Annotated in this window: 16 protein-coding genes and 3 rRNA genes; 2 read left to right on the top strand and 17 right to left on the bottom strand. The window is 52.8% G+C overall.

Going from position 1 to position 22,865, the window contains the following annotated elements; genetic code table 11:
* Window positions 1-20: 20 nt before the first annotated feature.
* Together AUMI_RS03665 and AUMI_RS03670 are read left to right on the top strand one after the other, a co-directional pair.
* The gene (locus AUMI_RS03665; protein ID WP_231951833.1) at window positions 21-374 is read left to right on the top strand and encodes a DUF485 domain-containing protein; all 354 of its coding nucleotides are present in this window, start codon (window positions 21-23) and stop codon (window positions 372-374) included.
* Window positions 371-2,026, top strand: a complete 1,656-nt coding sequence (locus tag AUMI_RS03670) for a solute symporter family protein (RefSeq protein ID WP_096381439.1) — start codon at window positions 371-373, stop codon at window positions 2,024-2,026. The genes AUMI_RS03665 and AUMI_RS03670 overlap by 4 nt, the downstream gene beginning before the upstream one ends.
* Before the next feature lie 57 nt (window positions 2,027-2,083).
* Here the strand turns inward: AUMI_RS03670 and AUMI_RS03675 are convergent, their stop codons facing one another.
* From AUMI_RS03675 to argC, 17 genes are all read right to left on the bottom strand, one after another.
* Entirely contained in the window at window positions 2,084-2,347 is a 264-nt protein-coding gene (locus tag AUMI_RS03675) for a hypothetical protein (RefSeq protein ID WP_148664047.1), read from the bottom strand.
* A gap of 5 nt (window positions 2,348-2,352) precedes the next feature.
* A complete protein-coding gene (locus AUMI_RS03680; protein ID WP_096381444.1) occupies window positions 2,353-2,661 on the bottom strand; it encodes a hypothetical protein in 309 nt (102 codons plus the stop codon).
* 62 nt (window positions 2,662-2,723) lie between these two features.
* A complete protein-coding gene (locus AUMI_RS03685) occupies window positions 2,724-3,803 on the bottom strand; it encodes an HAD-IIA family hydrolase (protein ID WP_096381447.1) in 1,080 nt (359 codons plus the stop codon).
* A gap of 2 nt (window positions 3,804-3,805) precedes the next feature.
* The gene (locus AUMI_RS08245; RefSeq protein WP_231951835.1) at window positions 3,806-5,647 is read right to left on the bottom strand and encodes a hypothetical protein; all 1,842 of its coding nucleotides are present in this window, start codon (window positions 5,645-5,647) and stop codon (window positions 3,806-3,808) included.
* A 113-nt stretch (window positions 5,648-5,760) separates the two neighbouring features.
* Window positions 5,761-5,877 (bottom strand): 5S ribosomal RNA (gene rrf / locus AUMI_RS03695).
* A gap of 134 nt (window positions 5,878-6,011) precedes the next feature.
* Window positions 6,012-9,127: ribosomal RNA gene (locus AUMI_RS03700) — 23S ribosomal RNA — on the bottom strand.
* 424 nt (window positions 9,128-9,551) lie between these two features.
* Window positions 9,552-11,072: ribosomal RNA gene (locus tag AUMI_RS03705) — 16S ribosomal RNA — on the bottom strand.
* The 16S, 23S and 5S rRNA genes sit together here, the layout of an rRNA operon.
* A 545-nt stretch (window positions 11,073-11,617) precedes the next feature.
* Complete coding sequence (cuyB, locus tag AUMI_RS03710) at window positions 11,618-12,328, bottom strand: cysteate racemase (protein WP_096381449.1); 711 nt, start codon at window positions 12,326-12,328, stop codon at window positions 11,618-11,620.
* Between the two features lie 2 nt (window positions 12,329-12,330).
* Window positions 12,331-13,578 (bottom strand): carboxylate--amine ligase, encoded by a 1,248-nt coding sequence (locus AUMI_RS03715; RefSeq protein WP_096381452.1) that lies wholly within the window; start codon window positions 13,576-13,578, stop codon window positions 12,331-12,333.
* A 3-nt stretch (window positions 13,579-13,581) separates the two neighbouring features.
* Window positions 13,582-15,447, bottom strand: a complete 1,866-nt coding sequence (gene asnB, locus AUMI_RS03720; RefSeq protein WP_096381453.1) for an asparagine synthase (glutamine-hydrolyzing) — start codon at window positions 15,445-15,447, stop codon at window positions 13,582-13,584.
* Window positions 15,448-15,503: 56 nt separating this feature from the next.
* Window positions 15,504-16,793, bottom strand: coding sequence for a tyrosine--tRNA ligase (tyrS, locus tag AUMI_RS03725; protein ID WP_096381456.1), 1,290 nt, complete (start codon window positions 16,791-16,793; stop codon window positions 15,504-15,506).
* Window positions 16,794-18,233, bottom strand: a complete 1,440-nt coding sequence (gene argH, locus AUMI_RS03730) for an argininosuccinate lyase (RefSeq protein WP_096381458.1) — start codon at window positions 18,231-18,233, stop codon at window positions 16,794-16,796.
* Between the two features lie 24 nt (window positions 18,234-18,257).
* Window positions 18,258-18,776, bottom strand: coding sequence for a hypothetical protein (locus tag AUMI_RS03735; protein ID WP_096381460.1), 519 nt, complete (start codon window positions 18,774-18,776; stop codon window positions 18,258-18,260).
* On the bottom strand, window positions 18,773-19,699 hold the full coding sequence (gene argF / locus AUMI_RS03740; RefSeq protein WP_096381462.1) for an ornithine carbamoyltransferase: 927 nt from the start codon (window positions 19,697-19,699) through the stop codon (window positions 18,773-18,775). Before argF ends, AUMI_RS03735 begins: the two co-directional genes overlap by 4 nt.
* Window positions 19,696-20,592, bottom strand: a complete 897-nt coding sequence (gene argB / locus AUMI_RS03745; RefSeq protein WP_096381464.1) for an acetylglutamate kinase — start codon at window positions 20,590-20,592, stop codon at window positions 19,696-19,698. Before argB ends, argF begins: the two co-directional genes overlap by 4 nt.
* Window positions 20,593-20,611: 19 nt before the next feature.
* Complete coding sequence (gene argJ / locus AUMI_RS03750; protein WP_096381466.1) at window positions 20,612-21,781, bottom strand: bifunctional glutamate N-acetyltransferase/amino-acid acetyltransferase ArgJ; 1,170 nt, start codon at window positions 21,779-21,781, stop codon at window positions 20,612-20,614.
* Window positions 21,778-22,821 (bottom strand): N-acetyl-gamma-glutamyl-phosphate reductase, encoded by a 1,044-nt coding sequence (argC, locus tag AUMI_RS03755; protein WP_096381469.1) that lies wholly within the window; start codon window positions 22,819-22,821, stop codon window positions 21,778-21,780. The genes argJ and argC overlap by 4 nt, the downstream gene beginning before the upstream one ends.
* Window positions 22,822-22,865 lie beyond the last annotated feature (44 nt).

Here is a 22,865-nt window from a genome sequence, read left to right on the forward strand (position 1 = left end):
ACATGAGGCAAGGAGGCCGCGTGAGTAACGAAGAGACAGAGAAGGGTCATCACAGGATTGATTATCCTGCCTTCGAAGAAACACCTAAGTACAAGGAACTACGCAAACGTCAGCGTGGATTCGTAATCCCTGTACTCATTGCAGCAATGGCTTGGTACTTCCTATACGTAGTACTCGCTGTTTTTGCATCTAACTGGATGGCAACACCTGTATTTGGTGTTATCAACATTGGTCTGATTTTCGGACTCCTTCAGTTCGTCACGACATTCGGAATTACGATGTGGTACGTCAACTTTGCTAACAAGCGTCTTGACCCACTCGCATCTGAACTTCGTCAAGAGCTCGAAGCTAAGCAGAAGGCAGGTGTCGCATGAGCAACGTTCTGATTCACGCTGCAGAGGCTGTCACCACAACCGCTGCAGATAACAACCCAATCCTCAACATGAGCATCTTTGGTGCTTTTGTTATCGTGACGATGATCATCGTTATTCGCGCTGGTCGTAACAACAAGTCTGCAAACGACTTCTACGCAGGTGGTCGCTCCTTCAGTGGTACCCAAAACGGTATGGCTATCGCAGGTGACTACCTTTCAGCCGCATCCTTCCTCGGAATTACAGGTGCTATTGCACTTGCTGGATACGACGGATTCTTGTATTCCATCGGCTTCCTTGTTGCATGGCTCGTAGCTCTGCTCCTGGTTGCAGAACTTATGCGTAACACAGGTAAGTTCACCATGGCGGACGTACTTTCATTCCGCCTCCACCAGCGTCCAGTGCGCCTGGCTGCAGCAATCTCCACCTTGGTTGTTTGCTTCTTCTACCTTCTCGCACAGATGGCTGGTGCCGGTGGTCTTGTTTCACTGCTCCTCGGAGTTAACGACCAGCTCGGTCAATCACTCGTCGTCGCCGTCGTGGGTATCCTCATGGTTATCTACGTACTCGTCGGTGGTATGAAGGGTACGACCTGGGTTCAGATCATCAAGGCAGCTTTGCTGATTGCTGGTGCTGGAATCATGACCATTTGGGTGCTGGCGCTCAACGGTTTCAACCTGTCAACCCTGCTGGAAAAGGGTGTTGAGGTTTCTCAGGCTCTTGAGGCTCCCTTCGACCCACTTCAGCCTGGTCTGAAGTACGGCAAGAACCCTATTGACTTTATTTCGTTGTCAATGGCTCTCGTACTCGGTACCGCAGGTCTGCCACACGTACTCATGCGTTTCTACACGGTACCTACCGCGAAGGAAGCTCGTAAGTCCGTTGTATGGGCTATTTGGCTCATCGGTGCGTTCTACCTCTTCACTCTGGTTCTCGGCTTCGGCGCTATGGTCCTTGTTGGCCCCGCAACGATTGCTGCAGCTCCAGGTGCTGCTAACTCGGCTGCTCCACTGCTTGCTGCAGCACTCGGTGGCCCAGTTCTGCTAGGTATCGTTTCCGCTATCGCGTTCGCGACGATCTTGGCCGTGGTTGCTGGTTTGACCATCACCGCTGCTACCTCGTTCGCACACGACATCTACGCCAACGTAATCAAGCGTGGTGAGGTTCGCCCCAACGCTGAGGTCAAGATTGCTCGCATTACCATCGTGGTAATCGGTGCTCTCGCAATCCTCGGTGGTATCGGTGTACAAGGTCAGAACATTGCGTTCTTGGTTGCACTGGCATTCGCTGTCGCAGCTTCTGCAAACCTGCCCACCATCATTTACTCGCTCTACTGGCGCCGCTTCAACACTCGTGGTGCACTGTGGTCGATGTACGGTGGTCTGATTTCCTCCGTAGTTCTGATTGCATTCTCCCCTGTGGTTTCCGGAAAGCTTGACCCCAAGACTGGAGAGCTCACCGCCTCCATGATCAAGGGTATTGACTTCCACTGGTTCCCACTGGACAATCCAGGTATCGTTTCGATTCCTCTGGCATTCCTGCTCGGTATCCTCGGAACCTATGCAGGCGGTCGTAAGGAAAACTCCTGGCTTGCCGCAGAGATGGAAGTTCGTTCACTCACCGGTCACGGTGCAGAGAAAGAAGTTCACCACTAAGAACACCACTAGCGAGGGCCCCGGTTGCAATGCCGGGGCCCTCACTCGTTAATGCAATTAGTGAGGAAACAGTAATTCTCCACCAACCCAGAACAGAACAAACGAACTAATTAGACCACCTAGAACATAAAACAAGATGGAACGCTCGCCTCTAAACAACGCGATCACGTTGAGAACAACCCCCGCTATTCCCACCGCAAAAATGGCCATCGACGGAAGCGGGATAGGCACCACAACTTTGAGCACAAACAACACGACAAAAGCCAGGCTGAGGCCAAAGCCCCATTTGCCGCTGGCAGTTTTGGGCAAAAACGTCATCATCACTCCTAATTTCTGGACCAACTAGATTCGGCCACCTCGCCGATGAGGAAAAACAAACACAGGGCTGTGAGGATGGAGGCGAAAATAATCAACAACAATCCTCGGTCTTTGCCCTTGAGGATGGCGATCCATGAAAGAACAAGCGCAACTAGGCTCACAAGAATAAATACCGGCGCCAGAATGCCCAAAACGTTATAGGCCGTTCCGGCTGCAGGATTACTCAAGAAGAGCGCTGTGATCATCGACAGAGCAACAAGTCCTGCCGCTGTAATGATGAGCCCAAAACCCCATCGCCCCAGCTTGGTTGAGGGCATTACCGTCCTGTGAGCCATGATACGTGCCCCCTTCGCTGTGTTCTCACACTAACGCGAGGTAGTTAGAAAAGGTAGAGCTCCTCAGGGACCGTGAAACCAAAGATGGCCAAACCGCTATCCCAGATCACTTGGCACGCAGCTCGAAGAAGATCCAACTTGTCCTCTCCTCTGCTCACGATCACCAAATCCATGCCCTCTTTACGCACCGTGGCTCCACGAACCGTAACTGACCCGTCTTTGTTTGTTACCGGGGTGGGATACGGCAACTGAAGCTCGCGGAGGTCCCCAAGGATATAGGTCGGCCGTGACCCTGCAGGAGCTGCAAGTAATTGCTTGGGTTGATCAATCCCAGTGAGCACAAGAACTGTTTCCATCCCCGCACGATTACCACCCATGACATCAGTGTCGAGACGATCACCGATAAACAACGCAGTCTCTGGTGCTTCGGCAGTGCCGAAGCGACGGGCTGCCTCCTCGAAGATGGGAAGTTCAGGCTTCCCTGCAACCTGCGGTAAACGACCAACTGCGGTATGCACAGCAGAAACCAATGTCCCATTACCGGGGGCAACACCACGTGCAACAGGGATAGTCCAGTCCATGTTTGTGGCAACCCACGGAATGCCCTCGCCCTGTGCATCTGTGACGGTTCCGCCAAAGGCATCAGCACTTGGTCGAGCATTCAATGCAAAAGCTGCCTCTGCAAGATGTTTCCAACCAAGCTCGGGTGAAAACCCCTGAATGACAGCGGCTGGGTTATCTTCTGCCGAGAAAGTAACGGTGTAACCGTTCTTTTCCAGCTCGTAAGTCAAGCCTTCACCGCCGACAACCAAAATGGTCGACCCTGGCTCCACAACCTCAGCAAGCAGGTGCATTGCTGCTTGAGGGGACGTCACTACGTCCTCTTCTGCACAGTCCAAACCAAGCTCACGAAGGTGAAAGGCAACACTTGCTGCTGTGCGTGAGGCATTGTTCGTGATGTAACCAACCCGAGTGTGTTCTGCAACAGAGTTCAGTGACTCAACTGCATAATCAATAGCACCAGGACCTGCATAAACGACGCCATCGAGATCCGCCAGCACGACAGATTTCCCCTCCACAGGGCTTGGACCCAAAATTGGCTGTTTCTTAGAAAACAGACTCACGCCTATTTCCTCTCTTCATCCAGGTGAGCAGTCTCCATCAGGATTTGACGAACATCATCCTCAAGAAGATCATCTGGACCAATACCTTCAGCGATGAGAGCATCCTGTTCTGCGATGCTCAGTTCAGTGTCAGATAGCTCAACTTCAGCGCAGTCTGACTCCTCGAAGGCACCAGAGCTAATGACATCGGCCAGTGCGAGAGTCTCAACGTCAAGAGGTCCTTCGCTGACCAGATCAAACTGGTCTTCTTCTAACTCTTCTTCAAATACGACGATGTCTTGTTCGTCTTCATCTGTCGAAGCAATCAACTGAGCATCGATGAGCGCACGTTCAGCAACTTCAGCACACGTAGTCCACTCGGCAGCCTCTTGGTGACGGCCCAACTCTTCTAACACCTCAGCATATGCATGGAACAACGCTGGGCTGTATGTGAACGCTTTAGAAGGGTCTAGTTGAGGAATTTCTAGTTCAGCTAACGCTAGATCGACCTGATCTAGATCAAGACGTGCACCCGACATTGCTATAGCCAAGGCAACCTGTGTTGGTTCAGACAGTGTCGATTTATCAACTGAACGCCCCAGCTCCAATGCCTTATCGGGACGTCCAACACCACGCTCTGAATCAACCATCAGTGCAATCTGTTCGTTCGAACCAGAAATACGACGGTAAGTGCGCAATTCACGTAACGCCAGCGCAAAATCGCCTATTGCATATGCAGTAATTCCCAGCGTTTCTCGAACAATCGCAATACGTCCAGCACGACGAGCAGCAGAAAGAACGTGCTGGTGCGCCAGCTCAGGATTCTCATCCATCAGTCTCACTGCCATCACCAAATGCTTGGCAACGCGCTCTGCATTCTCTTTGGTGAGAGTTTTCAGCTCATTGCGTGCTGCCTTGTCGAGCATGTCATCAGTGACATCATCATCAATCCAAGGATCGTCGTGGTGGGGGCGAACCATACGAAGCTCGCGCGCCATCCTCTGTTCTTCAGTGAGCTCAGGCTCCTCAAAACGTTGACGACGCTCCTCACGATCACCAAAATTACGCCCTCCAGTGCGAGGAGCACCTGCACGATCTGGGCGACCACCGCGGTCTCCATAGCGAGGACGCTCTGGACGGTCTCCATATGAGCGGTCTTGAGACCGCTGAGGGCGATCACCGTAGGGGCGTTCACTGCGTTGTGGCCTGTCGCCATAGCTGCGCACATTCGACCGTTGTGGTTTATCTCCATAAGAACGCACCGTGCGCTCGGGGCGGGGTCCACGATCTCCGTAAGAGGGGCGGCCACCACGGTCATTACCTGTGCGTTCGCCACGGGGTGCACCTTGTGAACCACCGCGGCTATAACCGCCGCGTTCAGGACGGTCATTACGGTCAGGGCGTCCACCATAGGAAGAACGCTCCCCCGAAGGACGTTGTGGTCGGTCACCACGGGCAGCGCCATCACGATCACCATAGCGGGGACGATCACCACGTGGAGCGCTTTCACGATCGCCATAACGAGGACGCTCTCCCCGATCAGGGCGTGCTCCATAAGCAGGACGGTCACTGCGCTGAGGGCGGTCACCATAGCTTGGACGATCACCTCTGTGGGGGCGATCTCCATAGCGGGGTCGATCTTCACGATCTGGACGCGAGGCACGCTCACCATACGTGGGTCTTTCACCGCGTGACTGCGCTGGGCGACCATCACGCTGTGGACGTGAACCATCACGTGGAACACCGTAGCGGTTGGGGCGCTGTTCACGAGAACTCTCTGGGCGGTTGTTTCTGGGACCCTGGCCGTCTCGGCGGGGTCGATCAGCAAGTTCAGGCGTGCCGAAATCTTTATCTTCTTCGCTCATCAAAGAGTCCTCTGTGTAATTTGAACGCAGTTCACAAGAAATGTTGAGAACTACGTGGTCTAGCTTAACGCAAAAGAGCCACCCGTAAAAACGGGTGGCTCTTTTACAAAGAAGTCCGGCGGTGTCCTACTCTCCCACAGGGTCCCCCCTGCAGTACCATCGGCGCTGAGAGTCTTAGCTTCCGGGTTCGGAATGTAACCGGGCGTTTCCCTCTCGCTATGGCCGCCGAAACACTATTGATGTATATCAAAGTGAAACGTGCACATACGATGTATGCGCAGTTCTCGACCGTACATCGAGAACCACTCAGTGGACGCGAACATCAGGCCACAAAACCTAGCCTTACAACAGGTTATGTGTAGTGATTATCAAATTATTGGCTTATTAGTACCGGTCAGCTCCATGGGTCTTTAGTCCCCACTTCCACATCCGGCCTATCAACGCAGTAGTCTAGCTGCGAGCCTCTCCCCCGAAGGGATGGAAATCTCATCTTGAGGCCGGCTTCCCGCTTAGATGCTTTCAGCGGTTATCCATTCCCAACGTAGCTAATCAGCGGTGCTCCTGGCGGAACAACTGACACACCAGAGGTTGGTCCGTCCCGGTCCTCTCGTACTAAGGACAGATCCTCTCAAATTTCCTGCGCGCGCAGAGGATAGGGACCGAACTGTCTCACGACGTTCTAAACCCAGCTCGCGTACCGCTTTAATGGGCGAACAGCCCAACCCTTGGGACCTACTCCAGCCCCAGGATGCGACGAGCCGACATCGAGGTGCCAAACCATGCCGTCGATATGGACTCTTGGGCAAGATCAGCCTGTTATCCCCGAGGTACCTTTTATCCGTTGAGCGACAGCGCTTCCACAAGCCACTGCCGGATCACTAGTCCCGACTTTCGTCCCTGCTCGACCTGTCAGTCTCACAGTCAAGCTCCCTTGTGCACTTACACTCGCCACCTGATTGCCAACCAGGTTGAGGGAACCTTTGGGCGCCTCCGTTACTTTTTGGGAGGCAACCGCCCCAGTTAAACTACCCACCAGGCACTGTCCCAGAACCGGATTACGGTTCATGGTTAGATGTCCAGAGTGACCAGAGTGGTATTTCAACAATGACTCCACCGACACTAGCGTGCCAGCTTCAAAGTCTCCCACCTATCCTACACAAGTCACACCGAACACCAATACCAAGCTGTAGTAAAGGTCACGGGGTCTTTCCGTCCTTCTGCGCGTAACGAGCATCTTTACTCGTAGTGCAATTTCGCCGAGTTCGCGGTTGAGACAGCTGGGAAGTCGTTACGCCATTCGTGCAGGTCGGAACTTACCCGACAAGGAATTTCGCTACCTTAGGATGGTTATAGTTACCACCGCCGTTTACTGGGGCTTAAATTCGCAGCTTCGCTTACGCTAACCGCTCCTCTTAACCTTCCAGCACCGGGCAGGCGTCAGTCCGTATACATCGTCTTGCGACTTGGCACGGACCTGTGTTTTTAGTAAACAGTCGCTTCCCACTGGTCTCTGCGGCCTTCAAACGCTTCAGGAGTAAATCCCTACACGCCTCAGGCCCCCCTTCTCCCGAAGTTACGGGGGCATTTTGCCGAGTTCCTTAACCACGATTCTCTCGATCTCCTTAGTATTCTCTACCTGACCACCTGAGTCGGTTTGGGGTACGGGTGACTAAAACCTCGCGTCGATGCTTTTCTTGGCAGCATAGGATCATCAATTTCGCTCGTGAGAGCTACCCATCGGTTCTCAGGCTTAATGAGAGACGGATTTGCCTATCTCTCGCCCTACGGCCTTAGACCGGGACAACCATCGCCCGGCTTGACTACCTTCCTGCGTCACACCTGTTAATACGCTAACCGCACCAGCATAGGGTCGTGTGCTAGGCCCGCCCGTCGTTGACCGAAGTCTCAGATCAGGGGGATTCAGACACTTAGCATTACTGGATTAGTTTGGGCGGTTTTTCGTCAGTACGGGAATATCAACCCGTTGTCCATCGACTACGCCTGTCGGCCTCGCCTTAGGTCCCGACTTACCCAGGGAAGATTAGCTTGACCCTGGAACCCTTGGTCTTCCGGAGGGGGAGTTTCTCACTCCCCTTTCGCTACTCATGCCTGCATTCTCACTCGTGTAGCCTCCACGGCTGGTTTCCACCGCCGCTTCGCTGGCCACACGACGCTCTCCTACCCATCAATACGGCTGGACCACGAAGGCCTACCAATATATATCAATGCCACAACTTCGGTGGCGTGCTTGAGCCCCGTTACATTGTCGGCGCGGAATCACTTGACCAGTGAGCTATTACGCACTCTTTCAAGGGTGGCTGCTTCTAAGCCAACCTCCTGGTTGTCACTGCAACTCCACATCCTTTTCCACTTAGCACGCGCTTTGGGACCTTAGTTGGTGGTCTGGGTTGTTTCCCTCTCGACAATGAAGCTTATCCCCCACTGTCTCACTGCTGCGCTCTCACTTACCGGCATTCGGAGTTTGGCTGACGTCAGTAACCCGGTGGGGCCCATCGGCCATCCAGTAGCTCTACCTCCGGCAAGAAACACGCAACGCTGCACCTAAATGCATTTCGGAGAGAACCAGCTATCACGAAGTTTGATTGGCCTTTCACCCCTATCCACAGCTCATCCCCTCAGTTTTCAACCTAAGTGGGTTCGGTCCTCCACGGCGTCTTACCGCCGCTTCAACCTGGCCATGGATAGATCACTTCGCTTCGGGTCTAGAACATGCGACTGAAACGCCCTATTAAGACTCGCTTTCGCTACGGCTTCCCCTCACGGGTTAACCTCGCCACATATCACTAACTCGCAGGCTCATTCTTCAAAAGGCACGCTGTCACACCTACAAGGGTGCTCCAACGGTTTGTAAGCAAACGGTTTCAGGTACTATTTCACTCCCCTCCCGGGGTACTTTTCACCTTTCCCTCACGGTACTTGTCCGCTATCGGTCATCTGGGAGTATTTAGGCTTATCAGGTGGTCCTGACAGATTCACACGGGATTTCTCGGGCCCCGTGCTACTTGGGATACTTCTCGCGCCATTGCTGCATTTCGACTACGGGGTTGGCACCCTCTATGACTGGCCTTTCAAGACCATTCGTCTATACAACGTTGTAACGCTGACTGCTCGGTAGAACAGAATGAAAAGTCCCGCAACCCCGACCATGCAACTCCTACCGGATATCACACATGATCGGTTTAGCCTCTTCCGCGTTCGCTCGCCACTACTTACGGAATCACTTTTGTTTTCTCTTCCTGTGGGTACTGAGATGTTTCACTTCCCCACGTTCCCTCTACCCGCCCTATATATTCAGGCGGGAGTCACTGGGTCACCTTGCGGGCCCAGCGGGGTTTCCCCATTCGGAAATCCTCGGATCAAAGCTCGTTTATCAGCTCCCCGAGGCTTATCGCAGATTACTACGTCCTTCTTCGGCTCCAGATGCCAAGGCATCCACCGTTTGCTCTTAGAAATTTGAAATCACATGAGTTTGAATCGATTTTTCGTTATAGAAAAATTGACCAATGATCTATCGGAACGTAAATAAATTTACGCTCAATATGATCTTTGTGATTCAGAGATAAATCTCTGAATCTAAGATGCTCGCGTCCACTGTGTAGTTCTCAAAGTACGGGCGGTACCTCTCTTGTTTACGAGTGATGTAAACGAAGAAAGGTCCAGAGGTTCGTTTCACCAAGTAAAACCTGGTGTCCCGGTCCCTCAGGACCCAACAGCGTGCGTATTCAGACCCTCCTGGAGCACTGCGTTCCAAGTCCGAAGACCGTACTAACTGTGAACCATCTGGTTCTGAATCAATGTCAATGTTCCACCCATGAGCTAACCTCCTCAGAACATTCGTCTGAGTAGAGGCTCTGGAAGACCGAAGTCTCCAAATGCTCCTTAGAAAGGAGGTGATCCAGCCGCACCTTCCGGTACGGCTACCTTGTTACGACTTAGTCCTAATCACCGATCCCACCTTCGACAGCTCCTTCCTTGCGGTTAGGCCACTGGCTTCGGGTGTTACCGACTTTCATGACTTGACGGGCGGTGTGTACAAGGCCCGGGAACGTATTCACCGCAGCGTTGCTGATCTGCGATTACTAGCGACTCCGACTTCATGAGGTCGAGTTGCAGACCTCAATCCGAACTGAGACCGACTTTTTGGGATTCGCTCCACCTTGCGGTATTGCAGCCCTCTGTATCGGCCATTGTAGCATGCGTGAAGCCCAAGACATAAGGGGCATGATGATTTGACGTCATCCCCACCTTCCTCCGAGTTGACCCCGGCAGTCTCCCATGAGTTCCCACCATTACGTGCTGGCAACATAGGACGAGGGTTGCGCTCGTTGCGGGACTTAACCCAACATCTCACGACACGAGCTGACGACAACCATGCACCACCTGTATACCGACCTTACGGGGAGCGTATTTCTACGCTTTTCCGGTATATGTCAAGCCTTGGTAAGGTTCTTCGCGTTGCATCGAATTAATCCGCATGCTCCGCCGCTTGTGCGGGCCCCCGTCAATTCCTTTGAGTTTTAGCCTTGCGGCCGTACTCCCCAGGCGGGGAACTTAATGCGTTAGCTGCGACACAGAATCCGTGGAATGGACCCTACATCTAGTTCCCAACGTTTACGGCGTGGACTACCAGGGTATCTAATCCTGTTCGCTCCCCACGCTTTCGCTCCTCAGCGTCAGTAATGGCCCAGAGATCTGCCTTCGCCATCGGTGTTCTTCCTGATATCTGCGCATTCCACCGCTACACCAGGAGTTCCAATCTCCCCTACCACACTCTAGTTTGCCCGTACCCACTGCAGGCCCGAGGTTGAGCCTCGGGATTTCACAGCAGACGCGACAAACCGCCTACGAGCTCTTTACGCCCAATAATTCCGGACAACGCTTGCACCCTACGTATTACCGCGGCTGCTGGCACGTAGTTAGCCGGTGCTTTTTCTGCAGGTACCGTCACTTTCGCTTCTTCCCTACTAAAAGAGGTTTACAACCCGAAGGCCGTCATCCCTCACGCGGCGTTGCTGCATCAGGCTTGCGCCCATTGTGCAATATTCCCCACTGCTGCCTCCCGTAGGAGTCTGGGCCGTGTCTCAGTCCCAGTGTGGCCGGTCACCCTCTCAGGCCGGCTACCCGTCGTCGCCTTGGTGAGCCGTTACCTCACCAACTAGCTGATAGGCCGCGAGTCCATCCTTGACCGAAATTCTTTCCACCCCCTGGCGATGCCGCCGAGGGTCGTATCCGGTATTAGCTACAGTTTCCCGCAGTTATCCCAGAGTCAAGGGCAGGTTACTCACGTGTTACTCACCCGTTCGCCACTAATCCACCGGAGCAAGCTCCGGGTTCATCGTTCGACTTGCATGTGTTAAGCACGCCGCCAGCGTTCGTCCTGAGCCAGGATCAAACTCTCCGTAAAAGATTGATAGCCACCGGCTAAAAGCTGGTGGCAAATCTATTTATGTGACATTCCCCGGAATAAGGGCGAATGTCACGAGTTTGAAACTGACAAAACAGAACAGTCATTGCTGACATGTTTTGTTGTCTAATTTTTTTCCAAAGGAATCCGTACATCAACAAAAGTTGATGCCGGGTTTTGGCATTTGACATTGTGCACGCTGTTGAGTTCTCAAGGATCGGGCGCTCCTACTCCAATTCTTTTCAGAACCGGTTTAGGGCAACTGTCCTAACTTACCATCAAAAACGATTTTGTCAAACTCATCACCGGAGAGTCATGGACTCTCAGGCTGCCGTTCGCAACATCGCGTTACATGATGGATTTTCATCCAGATAGTTACCAAGTGTTCGCCGTGGCGTTTTCTCAAAGTAACTGAGATGGTCCCGCTTGAGGTCTGACGCTCTGAGGCAATCAGCACCTTTGGGGTGACAAGTGACAACATTACGGGTTTATTACGATCCCAGCAAATCTCTGTGGCATCCCGGGCGTGTCGCACCTCAAGTGAGCTACAGGGCAGGTTTCAGCTGCTTTCCTGCCGCGACTACTGTGGCACGGGCAAGGGCGACGAGAGCATCCAGTGTGGGGTAATCATGCTCAATCTGACGCTCAGGTACGGAAAGTTCCGTACAGGCCAAAATAAGGGCATCTGCGCCAGAGGCCATTCCCTCAGCAAGCATGTCGCTATACAACGAATGCTCAGTTGGAATACCTGCTTTGACACGGTCAAAGATGACGGTATCCACGAGCTTCTGGCCTTCCTCACTCACATCCACCAGAGTCAGCCCTGCCTTTTCGACAGCGGGGGCATAAACACCAGTTTGAGCGGTTCCTCGTGTTCCCAGAACACAAACATTTCGCGCCTGAGGGTAGCGTTCGCGCAGGCTATCAACAGCCAACTCCAGCATGTTGAGCACAGGAACAGGTGAGGCGGCCTGTAATTCTTCAAAAAAGTAGTGTGCGGTGTTGCACGGAATTGCGATTGCTGTGGCCCCACGCTCCCCCAGTGTCTGTATGTCCTGAATGAGGTCAGGTAGAGGCGAGGGCTGAGAGCGGTCCAAGATGTATGCGGTGCGGTCGGGAATCGAACAATGCATTACACAATCCAGGTCAACATGTTCTTGATCAGTTGAGGCCTGTGTGTTTTCGACCACCATAGACAAGTAGGTAATTGTTGCATCGGGACCCATGCCCCCAAGCACACCAATGAGGTTGGTCATTTCTAAACCCCTTCGGTGTTAGCTGAGCGTGCCGTGAAGTAACGGCGGTAACTCTGAAAATACCGCATGTCCATCCGCAACAGGATCAGCCAGCGCATGAGATTCATATCCTTGGCATATCGCAGCGTTGTTCCCCACTTGCCAGTGCGGATTAACGCTTGTGCACGTTTTTTCTCATCGGCAGATTGCACGTACTTCAAAAACACTCGCTTGGGGATTTGCATCCATAAACTCTCGTGATCTCCATAGACAGTCGTTGATTGTCGACCAAATACTCGATCCTCGACAAGGTAGCGAGCCAGGTTATAGCCAGCCAGGGTAACAAAAAAGCTGCTGCGCCCTTGGCGAGGGTTCAACTCAAATAGCTTGCAGCTTCCATCCCGCGCGTCAAATTTCATGTCGAAGTTCGCGAAACCGACATACCCGATGCCCTGCAGGAACTTCTGAATCTGAGCGTAAACCTCGTGATTGGAGCTACTGCGGATGACGGTGTAGTTTCCCACCATGTCTGGGGCATGATCTTCCAGCAGAGGATTTCCCAAACACATCATGCGCACCGTGGAGGTGGCATCGACATACGCGTTAAGAACACGCATATGAGAATCATCTCCGGGTATGTATTCCTGGAGAACGAGGGTGTCTGAGTATCCGTGCGCATAGATCTCTCGCACAATGTGACGAACTTCATCTGCGCTATCGAGAATGTACGCCTTCTTGCGACCCTCAAACTTCACGTCAAGATAGGACACCGAATCTGACGGCTTGAGAGCAACAGGGAAACTAAACGGAATCTCAAGGGCATCAACATCTCGCGCGTCCTGGGCAGTAATGATGCGCGTGGCTGGGTGGGCAATGCCGTGTGCGGCACACAGCTCATAAAAGCGAGCTTTATTCACCAGTGACTCAAGAAGATCGTGTGGTGGCGTTGCAACGATAAAGAATTCGCTGAGTTCTTTCTGGAAGCGGGAAACCAACTCTGCATAGCTATCCCCGCAGGGAACAAGCACAAGCTTGTCGTGTTTCGTTGAAAGTTCTTTGCCCTGTTCGAGGACGATGGCCAAAAAAGCTTCTTGATCAGCTAGTGATTCATGCACCTGCACGGTGACAATCTTGCTGTAGCGGGTGGGCGCCAAAGGAAAGGACGCCAAGGCAAGAGACTTCACGCCATATTCCTCATGGAAGGAGCGAGCCATACCATATGCATTGATATCGCTGCCGAGGAGCACAGGCAGAAAGGTGTGCTGTTCCATGAGTTAGGCAGCCTTCTGTGCTGCGTGTGCTCCTTCAGCGAAGTACTGGTCAAACCAGAGCACGAAGCAGTAGATGGACCAAATCTTTTGCATGTTGGAAACCTTGCCTGAGACGTGGTCGGCAAGCATCTTCTGCAAGAAATCATTGTTGAAGAAATGACGAGCCGTTGTTGAGTCAAAGACAGCGGAAATCTTCGCTGCATATTCCGGTTGCCGCATCCATTCGAACAGTGGCGACGGGAATCCAATCTTGGGGCGGTTTGAAACTTGTGGTGGCAGCACAGATGCTGCCGCTCTGCGCAGAGCAATTTTGCCTTGGTGGGGAACAACGCGAGTGTTCTCCGGCAGGGTCATGGCTAGTTCCAGCATTTTTTTGTCCAAGAAGGGAACACGCAATTCAAGAGAGTTAGCCATAGACATGCGGTCTGCTTTGAGCAGAATGTCGTAGATCAACCAGGTGTACATATCTACGTATTGCATCTGGGTTACATCATCGAGTTCACTGACGTGATCAAAGAGCGACTTTGACAGCGTTGCAGTATCAAAGTTCAAACTGGGATCGAGAAGCAACTGCGAGCGCTCTGCTTCATTGAAGACATAGTCGATACGGAAGTAACGCTTATACAGTGGCTGCCCGCCGCGAACCAGAAAGCGGCGGCCTTTAACCTTGGGAAACTTTGCCGCGAACTTTGACAGACCTGAGCGTATAAAGAACGGCAGCTTAAGATAAGCGCGCATTGAGCCAGGCTCGTTGTAATGGTTGTAGCCACCAAAGAGTTCATCTGCTCCTTCGCCAGAGAGCACAACCTTGACATCTTTGCTGGCTTCTTTGGCGACGAAATACAGGGGCACAGCACTGGGGTTCGACAGGGGCTCATCCATGAACCACTGAATATCTGCAGCAGCACCAAAGAAGTCCTCAGGACCCATCGTGGAGGCTTTGTTTTTTATCCCTGTTTGCTCAGCAAAGGATGTGGAATAGGGCAGTTCACTCCACTGGGAGTTTTCATACCCCACGGAATAGGTGCGCAAGGGAGTCAACAGGTTGGCCTGATATGCCACGTAGCTGGAGTCCACACCTGAAGATAGGAAGCTTCCCACCTCGACGTCGGCAATCATGTGTGCCTGAACGGATTCGACGAACTGTTCACGAATACGCGTCGTCGCCTGTTCGAGAGTGATGTTCGAATCTATGTTGAAATCGATTTCGTGATACCTGCGAATTGTGAGGTCTCCGTCGGCATAACGGAATGAGTGCCCCGGCAACAGTTTGTAAACGTTGTCAAAGAATGTGCGGTGATCTGGGATGTACTCAAAGCTCAAATACGCCGGAAGAAGCTCAGCATTGAATCGTTTGGTGAAGTCTGGGTGTTTGAGAAATGACTTAATCTCACTTCCAAAGAGGAACGTTGAGCCCTCTTTGAAGTAGTAGAAGGGTTTGATGCCGAAGATATCCCGTGCACCAAAAAGCTCACCGGTGACGTGGTCAAAAATAACGAAAGCAAACATTCCGCGCAGGTGTGTGGGTAGTTCATTACCCCATTCGACGTATCCGTGCAATAACGTCTCGGTGTCAGAGTTGGTGGCAAAAACATAGCCTTTAGCCTCAAGCTCAGCACGTAATTCTTGGTAGTTGTAAATCTCGCCGTTGAAGACGACGGTGTAGTCACTTTGTGCCCTAGTCATGGGCTGGTGACCACCTTCGAGGTCGATAATGGACAGTCGGCGGAATCCGAGTGCAATGCGGTCGTTGACAAAGTAGCCGTCGTCATCTGGTCCGCGGTGCACGATCTGATCAGACATGTCACGGATTACAGCCGCGTTGTCGCGTGTGGTGTTTGTCACCACAAAGCCGTTAAATCCACACATGTTTCAACCCTACCCAGCTACCGTCGGCAGATACCGGAGGCAAACCGAGAATGAAATTACTCAGCAAAGACTCCAGCTAGGGTCTTTTTTCCACGGCGCAATACTGCCATTCCGTTAGGGAGGACGTGTCCTTCCAGCAGTTCATCCTCTGCCTCGATTTTGTTGTTATTGAGGTAGACGCCACCTTCAGAGATGGAGCGACGAGCAGCGCCCAAGCTCTGCGACAAACCTGTGTCAACTAATAACTGTGCAACGGGAGTGTTCTTTGGTGTGGTGGTGTGTGGAAGTTCACGCAGTGCCGCCTCGAGGGTTTGCGCATCAAGTTCGGCTAAATCACCTTGCCCGAACAAAGCTGCAGCAGCAGCAATTGCTGCCTGAGTAGCCTCTTCGCCGTGAACGAGGGTGGTTACTTCTAGAGCAAGACGACGCTGAGCTGCACGCTTGAAAGGCTCTTGCTCAACTTGCTGGGCAAGCTCCTCAATTTCTGCGCGGGTGAGGAAAGTAAAGACCTTGATGCGGTCAATCACATCCGCATCATCGGTGTTCAGCCAGAACTGGTAAAACGCATAGGGCGATGTCATTGACGCATCGAGCCAGACGGCGTTGCCCTCGCTCTTTCCGAACTTCGTTCCATCGCTGTTGGTAATCAGCGGCGTACCAATAGCGTGCACGCTCTTTCCTTCAGCACGGTGAATCAGGTCAGTGCCACTGGTGAGGTTTCCCCACTGGTCACTACCACCGGTCTGCAGAACACAGTCATAGTTTCGGTAGAGCTCAAGGAAATCCATTCCTTGCAAGATCTGGTAACTGAATTCGGTGTAGCTAATGCCTGCTTCAGAATTGAGGCGTGCCGAAACAGCATCCTTCTTGAGCATGGTTCCCACGCGGTAGTACTTACCAATATCACGCAGGAAATCAATTGCAGAAAGTGGTGCTGTCCAGTCGAGGTTGTTCACCATGCGAGCAGCATTTGCTCCCTCAAAACTCAGGAACTTAGAAATCTGCGAGGTGAGATAACCAACCCACTCATTGACGGTTTCTTTGGTGTTGAGTGTGCGCTCTGCCGTAGGGCGTGGATCTCCCACTAAGCCTGTTGAACCGCCAACAAGACCCAGAGGCTTATGTCCGGCTAGCTGAATGCGACGGAGCAGCAACAGTTGCACCAGGTTACCTAAGTGCAGTGATGGCGCAGTGGGATCAAAACCGCAGTAGTAGGTAATGGGAGGACCCTGGAAAAGTTTCTTCAGCTCGTCTGCATCGGTAGAGACGTGAATGAGTCCACGCCACACAAGCTCATCCCAGAGGGTATCGAAGCTGGAATCATTTCTTTGAGTTTCGAGTGACAATTACAGCCCTAACGCCTTGTTGAGATCTTTCACACGCTCGGTAAGCGTCCCCAGCTGGATGGCTACTTGTGCTGGAGCAGTTCCGCCCACGCCGTTACGGCTGTTCACAGAGCCTTCGATGGTCAACACCGAGCGGACTTCAGGAGTGAGATGTGGGCTCACACTCTGGTAGTCAGCATCAGTGGGTTCGTGAAGTTCGAGGCCTCGACTTTCACAAAATTGAACAAGTTCGCCGGAGATTTCATGAGCATCACGGAAAGCAACACCCTGTTTCACGAGCCACTCAGCAACATCTGTTGCCAGCGAGAATCCTTGCGGTGCAAGTTCTGCCATCCGGTCAGTATTGAAGGTGAGGGTTGCCACCATTCCCGTGAAGGCAGGAAGCAACACTTCGAGTGTTTCCACCGAATCAAAAACAGGTTCCTTGTCTTCTTGCAAGTCCCGGTTGTAGGCCAAGGGCAAGCCTTTGAGTGTGGCAAGCAGGCCGGTGAGGTTCCCGATCAATCGGCCTGATTTCCCTCGCGCCAATTCGGCAATGTCCGGGTTCTTCTTCTGAGGCATGATGGACGACCCTGTTGAGTAGCCATCGTGCAGCTTCACAAAGTCGAACTCACGGGTATTCCAGATGATGATCTCTTCGGACAGTCGTGAAAGGTTTATCCCAATCAACGAGGTGATGAAAGCAAACTCAGCAACGACATCACGGCTTGCTGTGGCATCAATCGAGTTTTCAGTTGGACCAGATAACCCCAGTTCAGTGGCCACAAGTTGAGGATCCAGCCCTAATGAACCGCCAGCAAGCGCTCCGGAACCGTAGGGCGATTGTGAAGCGCGTGCGCTCCAATCGGCCAGACGTTCAAGATCACGCACAAGTGGCCAGGCGTGCGCCAGGAGTTGGTGCGCCAACAAAACTGGCTGTGCATGCTGAAGATGAGTGCGACCTGGCATGATGGCCGCAGGATGCGCAGCGGCCTGCCCCGCAATCGCATCTATGAGCTGTGTGAGCTCATGTGCAATCGTGCGTGAGTGATCGAGCAAATACAAACGAACTAGGGTTGCGATTTGGTCATTGCGGCTTCGGCCCGCACGAAGCTTGCCACCGACCTCAATTCCAGCGATGTCAATGAGGCCGCGCTCGAGCGCCGAATGAACATCCTCATCACTTTCCAGTGAGACAAAATCCCCAGATGCAACCTCAGCACGAAGCTGTTCGAGAGAGTCAATCATGACCCGAAGTTCATCAGCGGTGAGGTAGCCCGCAGCATTAAGCGCTTTTGCGTGTGCAACAGAACCGCTGATGTCGTAATCGGCCAAAGCCCAGTCAAAGTGTGTTGATTTGCTCAACTTTTGTAGTTCAGGTGAGGGACCAGAGGCGAAACGACCACCCCAAAGCGCTCCGGCTTCCCCAGCTCGGTTTGCGGCGTTATGTGAGGCAGTCATGTTCTCAATTCTATGGGAGCGAAACTAGTGCATTGCAGAGACAAGAGTGTGGGTGAGCGCTTCAATCAGAAGTGCAATAGAAATAACCACGACAAAAGCTAAACCAATAAGCACTCGCCACCACCACACGCGACCTCGAGCCCAACCAACGAGATATCCGAGTACGCCAGCAAGAATCTGAATTGCACGTGAAGTCCACTCCACCGCTTGGGTATACGTGATGACTTCAAAGCTGTAAATCAGCGAAGGAATCAGCGCAGGAACAACCCACATTGCCATCCACATCATTGCCTTGAGTTCAGACCGCACCACATACCCGAATGAATGGTCTTTCGCGCTGAGAACATGTTGTCCCAAGAACAGCTCTGCCAGAAAGTGAACAATCAAAATAGTGATCGTTGTAGCAAGAACACTAATGAACATTCCTTCTGGCTCAACCGATTCAGGAAAGACAAGGACTAAGGCGCCAATGAGCACCCAGGCAACAGCGACCCCCGGGACCACCGGAAGCTTAAATCTTTGGTGTGTTTCTGTTTGGGTCATTTGCTGTGTCGAAGTAACCAGGTCAGCAACGCTTTTTGAGCATGTAGGCGGTTTTCTGCCTCATCCCAAATAACACTCTGTGAGCCATCAATAACCTCTGGGGCAACTTCGTAACCTCGGTATGCAGGCAAGCAGTGCAGGAAGATAGCGGAAGCATCCGCCTGCGCCATCAAAGCAGAGTCAACCTGGTACGCACCGAAATCTTTCACGCGCTGAGCTTTTTGATCTTCTTGCCCCATGGACACCCAGGTGTCCGTCACAACAACATCAGCGCCAGAAACGGCGACCTGTGCATCTTCGGTAACCAGAACTGTTGCACCGGTTGTCGCAGCGATAGCTTCCGCGTCTGTAACAACCTGAGCATCAGGCAGGTAACCTTCTGGGGCACCAATGCGAATATGCATTCCTGCGGTTGCGCACGCCAGCAAGTAGGAGTGTGCCATGTTGCTACTTCCATCACCAACGAAAGCAACGGTCAGACCCTGAAGAGCCCCTTTGTGCTCACGAATAGTGAGCAGATCAGCCAATAACTGGCAGGGGTGAAATTCATCACTGAGCGCATTGACCACGGGAACAGTTGTTCCGGCAGCCATTTCTTCTAAACCTTTTTGAGAGAACGTACGCCACACAATTGCAGAAACCATTCGCTCGAGAACGCGAGCAGTGTCAGAAATAGATTCTTTAGCACCAAGCTGGCTCGAACCTGAATCCATGATGAGAGGAACGCCACCTAAGTCGGCAATGCCCACCGCAAAAGAAACCCTGGTGCGCGTCGAGGTCTTATCAAAAATCACTGCCACGGTCTGCGGTCCCTCCAGTGGGCGTTCACTGTAGGGGCTGTGCTTGAGGGCAGCAGCTAGATCAAGAATCTCTGCTTGCTGAGCCGGGGTCACATCATCATCGCGAAGGAAATGTTTGGTCATGAGGCCACTACTTCCGTTCCAGAACCAGTCTGGGTAAAGATTTCGAGCAAAATCGAGTGCGGGTTGCGCCCATCAATGATGGCTGCTTTGGGAACTCCCCCATCAACGGCTTCTAAACAGGCAGCCATCTTAGGAATCATGCCTGATTCAAGCGTTGGTAGAAGAGCTCTTAGCTCATCCGCGGTGATTTCCGACACCAAGGAATCAGTGTTAGGCCAGTCGCTATACAGTCCGGCTACATCGGTCAGAATGACCAATTTTGCGGCACCGAGGGCGACAGCCAGCGATGCAGCGGCCGCGTCAGCATTTACGTTGAGTGACTGACCAGGGGTGTCCTTATCGGGGGCGATGGAAGAAACAACAGGGATACGGCCAGCATCAATGAGCGCATGAACTGCCTCTGGATCCACATCAACCACGTCTCCTACAAGACCGAGGTCAACCATTTCGCCGTCGATTTCAACACCTCGACGCTCGCCGACAAACAGACCCGCATCTTCACCAGAGATTGATGCAGCAAGCGGACCGTGTTCGTTCATGTGGCCAACTAAATCACGCGACACTTGACCAGTAAGCACCATGCGCACAACATCCATTGCTTCAGGACTGGTCACACGATATCCACCACGAAATTCGCTTTCGATGCCCAAACGCTCGAGCATCTTGGTGATCTGGGGGCCGCCACCGTGCACAACGACAGGCTTAATTCCAACGGTGCGCAGGTACACCATGTCTTCGGCAAAAGCCCGTGTGAGCTCTTCACTCACCATGGCGTTGCCACCAAACTTCACGACAATGATTTGATCATTGAACTTCTTGAGCCACGGCAGTGACTCAATGAGCGTGGCAGCTTTGATGGTTGCTGCGGCGTCTTCTTCACGCATTTGGGTCATAACAAAATCCTTGAATTCTTTAGCTCGCGTAGGCGCTGTTTTCGTGCACGTAATCGTGGGTGAGATCATTCGTCCAAATTGTGGCGGTGGCAGGACCACTGTGGAGTTCAATGCGAATATCTACTTCACGAGGTGTGAGATCTACTAATTCACGTGACTGATCAGGCTCACCAGCGGTGCACACCTGCACCCCATTGAAGCTGACATCGATGTTGTAGGGGTCAAAGACTGCCGAGGTAGTTCCCACCGCAGCTAGAACTCGTCCCCAGTTAGGGTCGTTACCGAAAATCGCTGCCTTGAACAGGTTGGAACGGCTGACTGCACGTGCGACATCTACAGCATCCTCTTCCGAGACCGCGCCAGAAACCGTGATGTGAATGTCGTGACTGGCGCCTTCTGCATCGCGTTGGAGTTGTAGGGCCAAATCACGACAGAGTTCGGTCAGACGTGCCGTAAATTCCGAGATTTCAGGTTCAACACCCGATGCTCCCGAAGCAAGCAACGTTACTTGGTCATTGGTGGACATACATCCGTCTGAGTCCAGACGGTCAAAGGTGACACGTGTTGATGCACGCAGTGCAGTGTCGAGTTGTTCGCTAGTCAAGACCGCGTCTGTCGTAATGACCACCAGCATGGTGGCCAAGCCCGGGGCCAACATGCCGGCACCTTTGGCCATACCGCCGATGGTATAGCCCGCACCGGTTGAAACCGAGAGCTTTGGAACAGAATCAGTGGTCATGATGGCTTCGGCAGCATCGATTCCGGCCTGCTCGGTTGTTCCGGCATCTGAGAGCACAGCGAGCCCAGCATCCCAGACCCCGGTCTTGAGCTTGTCAAGATCAAGCTGTTCTCCGATGAGACCGGTAGAACACACGAGAACATCTCCTGCGGAAACTTCCAGCCGTTCAGCGACAGCCTCTGCGGTCTCATGAGTAGTCTGGAAGCCGCGCGCACCGGTGTAGCAGTTCGCCCCGCCAGAGTTCAAGACAATCGCTTCCACTACAGGGTCAGCCATAACCTGCTGGCTCCACAAAATAGGGTTGGCTTTGCAGCGGTTGGAGGTAAACACAGCAGCTGCAGATTTCAGTGGTCCAAGATTGCGCACCATGGCGAAATCTTTCTTCCTGGTGGACTTTAACCCACACACCACACCTGCGGCGCTAAAGCCTGCTGCAGCGGTTACGCTCACGGGGCTACTCCATTCATGGTTAAACCGGTGGTTTCTTCAATACCTAAAGCAATATTTGCCGACTGGATGGCTGCTCCGGCTGTTCCCTTGGTGAGGTTATCCAGGGCACTAATGACGACGACACGGCCCGCATTTTCATCCAGGGCCAGTCCCATCAAACAGGTGTTGGCGCCCAGGGTGTCTGCAGTGCGAGGGAATTCACCCAGAGGGAGAACCTGGACAAATGGTTCATTGGCATACGCTGCACTCCATGCTGCATGCAACTTCTCAAGTGTGACGCCTGGTTTCACACGCGCAGTTGTTGTGGCCAAGATGCCGCGAGCCATAGGGACGAGCACTGGTGTCATGGACACGGATGCTTCAACAGCACCTGCCTTGCGCAGATTTTGTTCAATTTCAGGGGTGTGACGGTGGGTGCCGCCGACGGAATATGCCGACGCCGATCCCATAATTTCGCTGGCAAGCAAGTTCACTTTCAAAGATTTACCTGCACCAGAGGGCCCCACAGACAAGACGGAGACAATGTCCACCGCTTCAATGAGATCTGCCTTCACACCGGGGGCAATAGCCAAGGAGATGGCGGACGCATTACACCCTGGCGCAGCAATGCGCTTGGTTCCTACCAAATAGTCACGCTGTGATCCAGAAGACAGCGGTAGCTCAGGAATGCCATAAGTCCAGGCAGAGTTGAACTCTCCCCCATAAAATGCATCCCAGTCTTCTTTGTCTTCAAGACGGTGATCAGCACCACAGTCAATGACCAGAGTCTCAGCACTGAGCTGTGTGGCCAGGGCACCAGAGGAGCCGTGAGGCAGTGCAAGAAAAACAACATCGTGGCCGGAAAGAATTTCCGCGGTGGTGTCCTGCAAGACGAGATTGCCATAGCTGCGTAGATGAGGCTGCACATCAACCAGACGCTGGCCAGCATTGGAGTGAGCTGTAACCGTGCGCACCTCAAACTCGGGGTGGTCTGCGAGCAAACGTAGTACCTCGCCACCGGCATAACCGCTGGCTCCAGCAATGGCAACCGAGTATGTCATTAGATAACTCTATCTAAAACCTTCAACCAGTTATTGAACTTTGG

Source organism: Aurantimicrobium minutum, assembly GCF_002355535.1.
Taxonomy (GTDB): Bacteria; Actinomycetota; Actinomycetes; order Actinomycetales; family Microbacteriaceae; genus Aurantimicrobium; species Aurantimicrobium minutum.

Bases quoted from the DNA above. Each gene is read 5' to 3' on its own strand.
- AUMI_RS03670 (WP_096381439.1), top strand. From the start codon at position 371: ATGAGCAACGTTCTGATTCACGCTGCAGAGGCTGTCACCACAACCGCT.
- argC (WP_096381469.1), bottom strand. From the start codon at position 22,821: ATGACATACTCGGTTGCCATTGCTGGAGCCAGCGGTTATGCCGGTGGC.
- AUMI_RS03715 (WP_096381452.1), bottom strand. From the start codon at position 13,578: ATGGAACAGCACACCTTTCTGCCTGTGCTCCTCGGCAGCGATATCAAT.
- AUMI_RS03680 (WP_096381444.1), bottom strand. From the start codon at position 2,661: ATGCCCTCAACCAAGCTGGGGCGATGGGGTTTTGGGCTCATCATTACA.
- AUMI_RS08245 (WP_231951835.1), bottom strand. From the start codon at position 5,647: ATGAGCGAAGAAGATAAAGATTTCGGCACGCCTGAACTTGCTGATCGA.
- argH (WP_096381458.1), bottom strand. From the start codon at position 18,233: ATGACTGCCTCACATAACGCCGCAAACCGAGCTGGGGAAGCCGGAGCG.
- argF (WP_096381462.1), bottom strand. From the start codon at position 19,699: ATGACCAAACATTTCCTTCGCGATGATGATGTGACCCCGGCTCAGCAA.
- asnB (WP_096381453.1), bottom strand. From the start codon at position 15,447: ATGTGTGGATTTAACGGCTTTGTGGTGACAAACACCACACGCGACAAC.
- AUMI_RS03675 (WP_148664047.1), bottom strand. From the start codon at position 2,347: ATGATGACGTTTTTGCCCAAAACTGCCAGCGGCAAATGGGGCTTTGGC.
- argB (WP_096381464.1), bottom strand. From the start codon at position 20,592: ATGACCCAAATGCGTGAAGAAGACGCCGCAGCAACCATCAAAGCTGCC.
- AUMI_RS03735 (WP_096381460.1), bottom strand. From the start codon at position 18,776: ATGACCCAAACAGAAACACACCAAAGATTTAAGCTTCCGGTGGTCCCG.
- cuyB (WP_096381449.1), bottom strand. From the start codon at position 12,328: ATGACCAACCTCATTGGTGTGCTTGGGGGCATGGGTCCCGATGCAACA.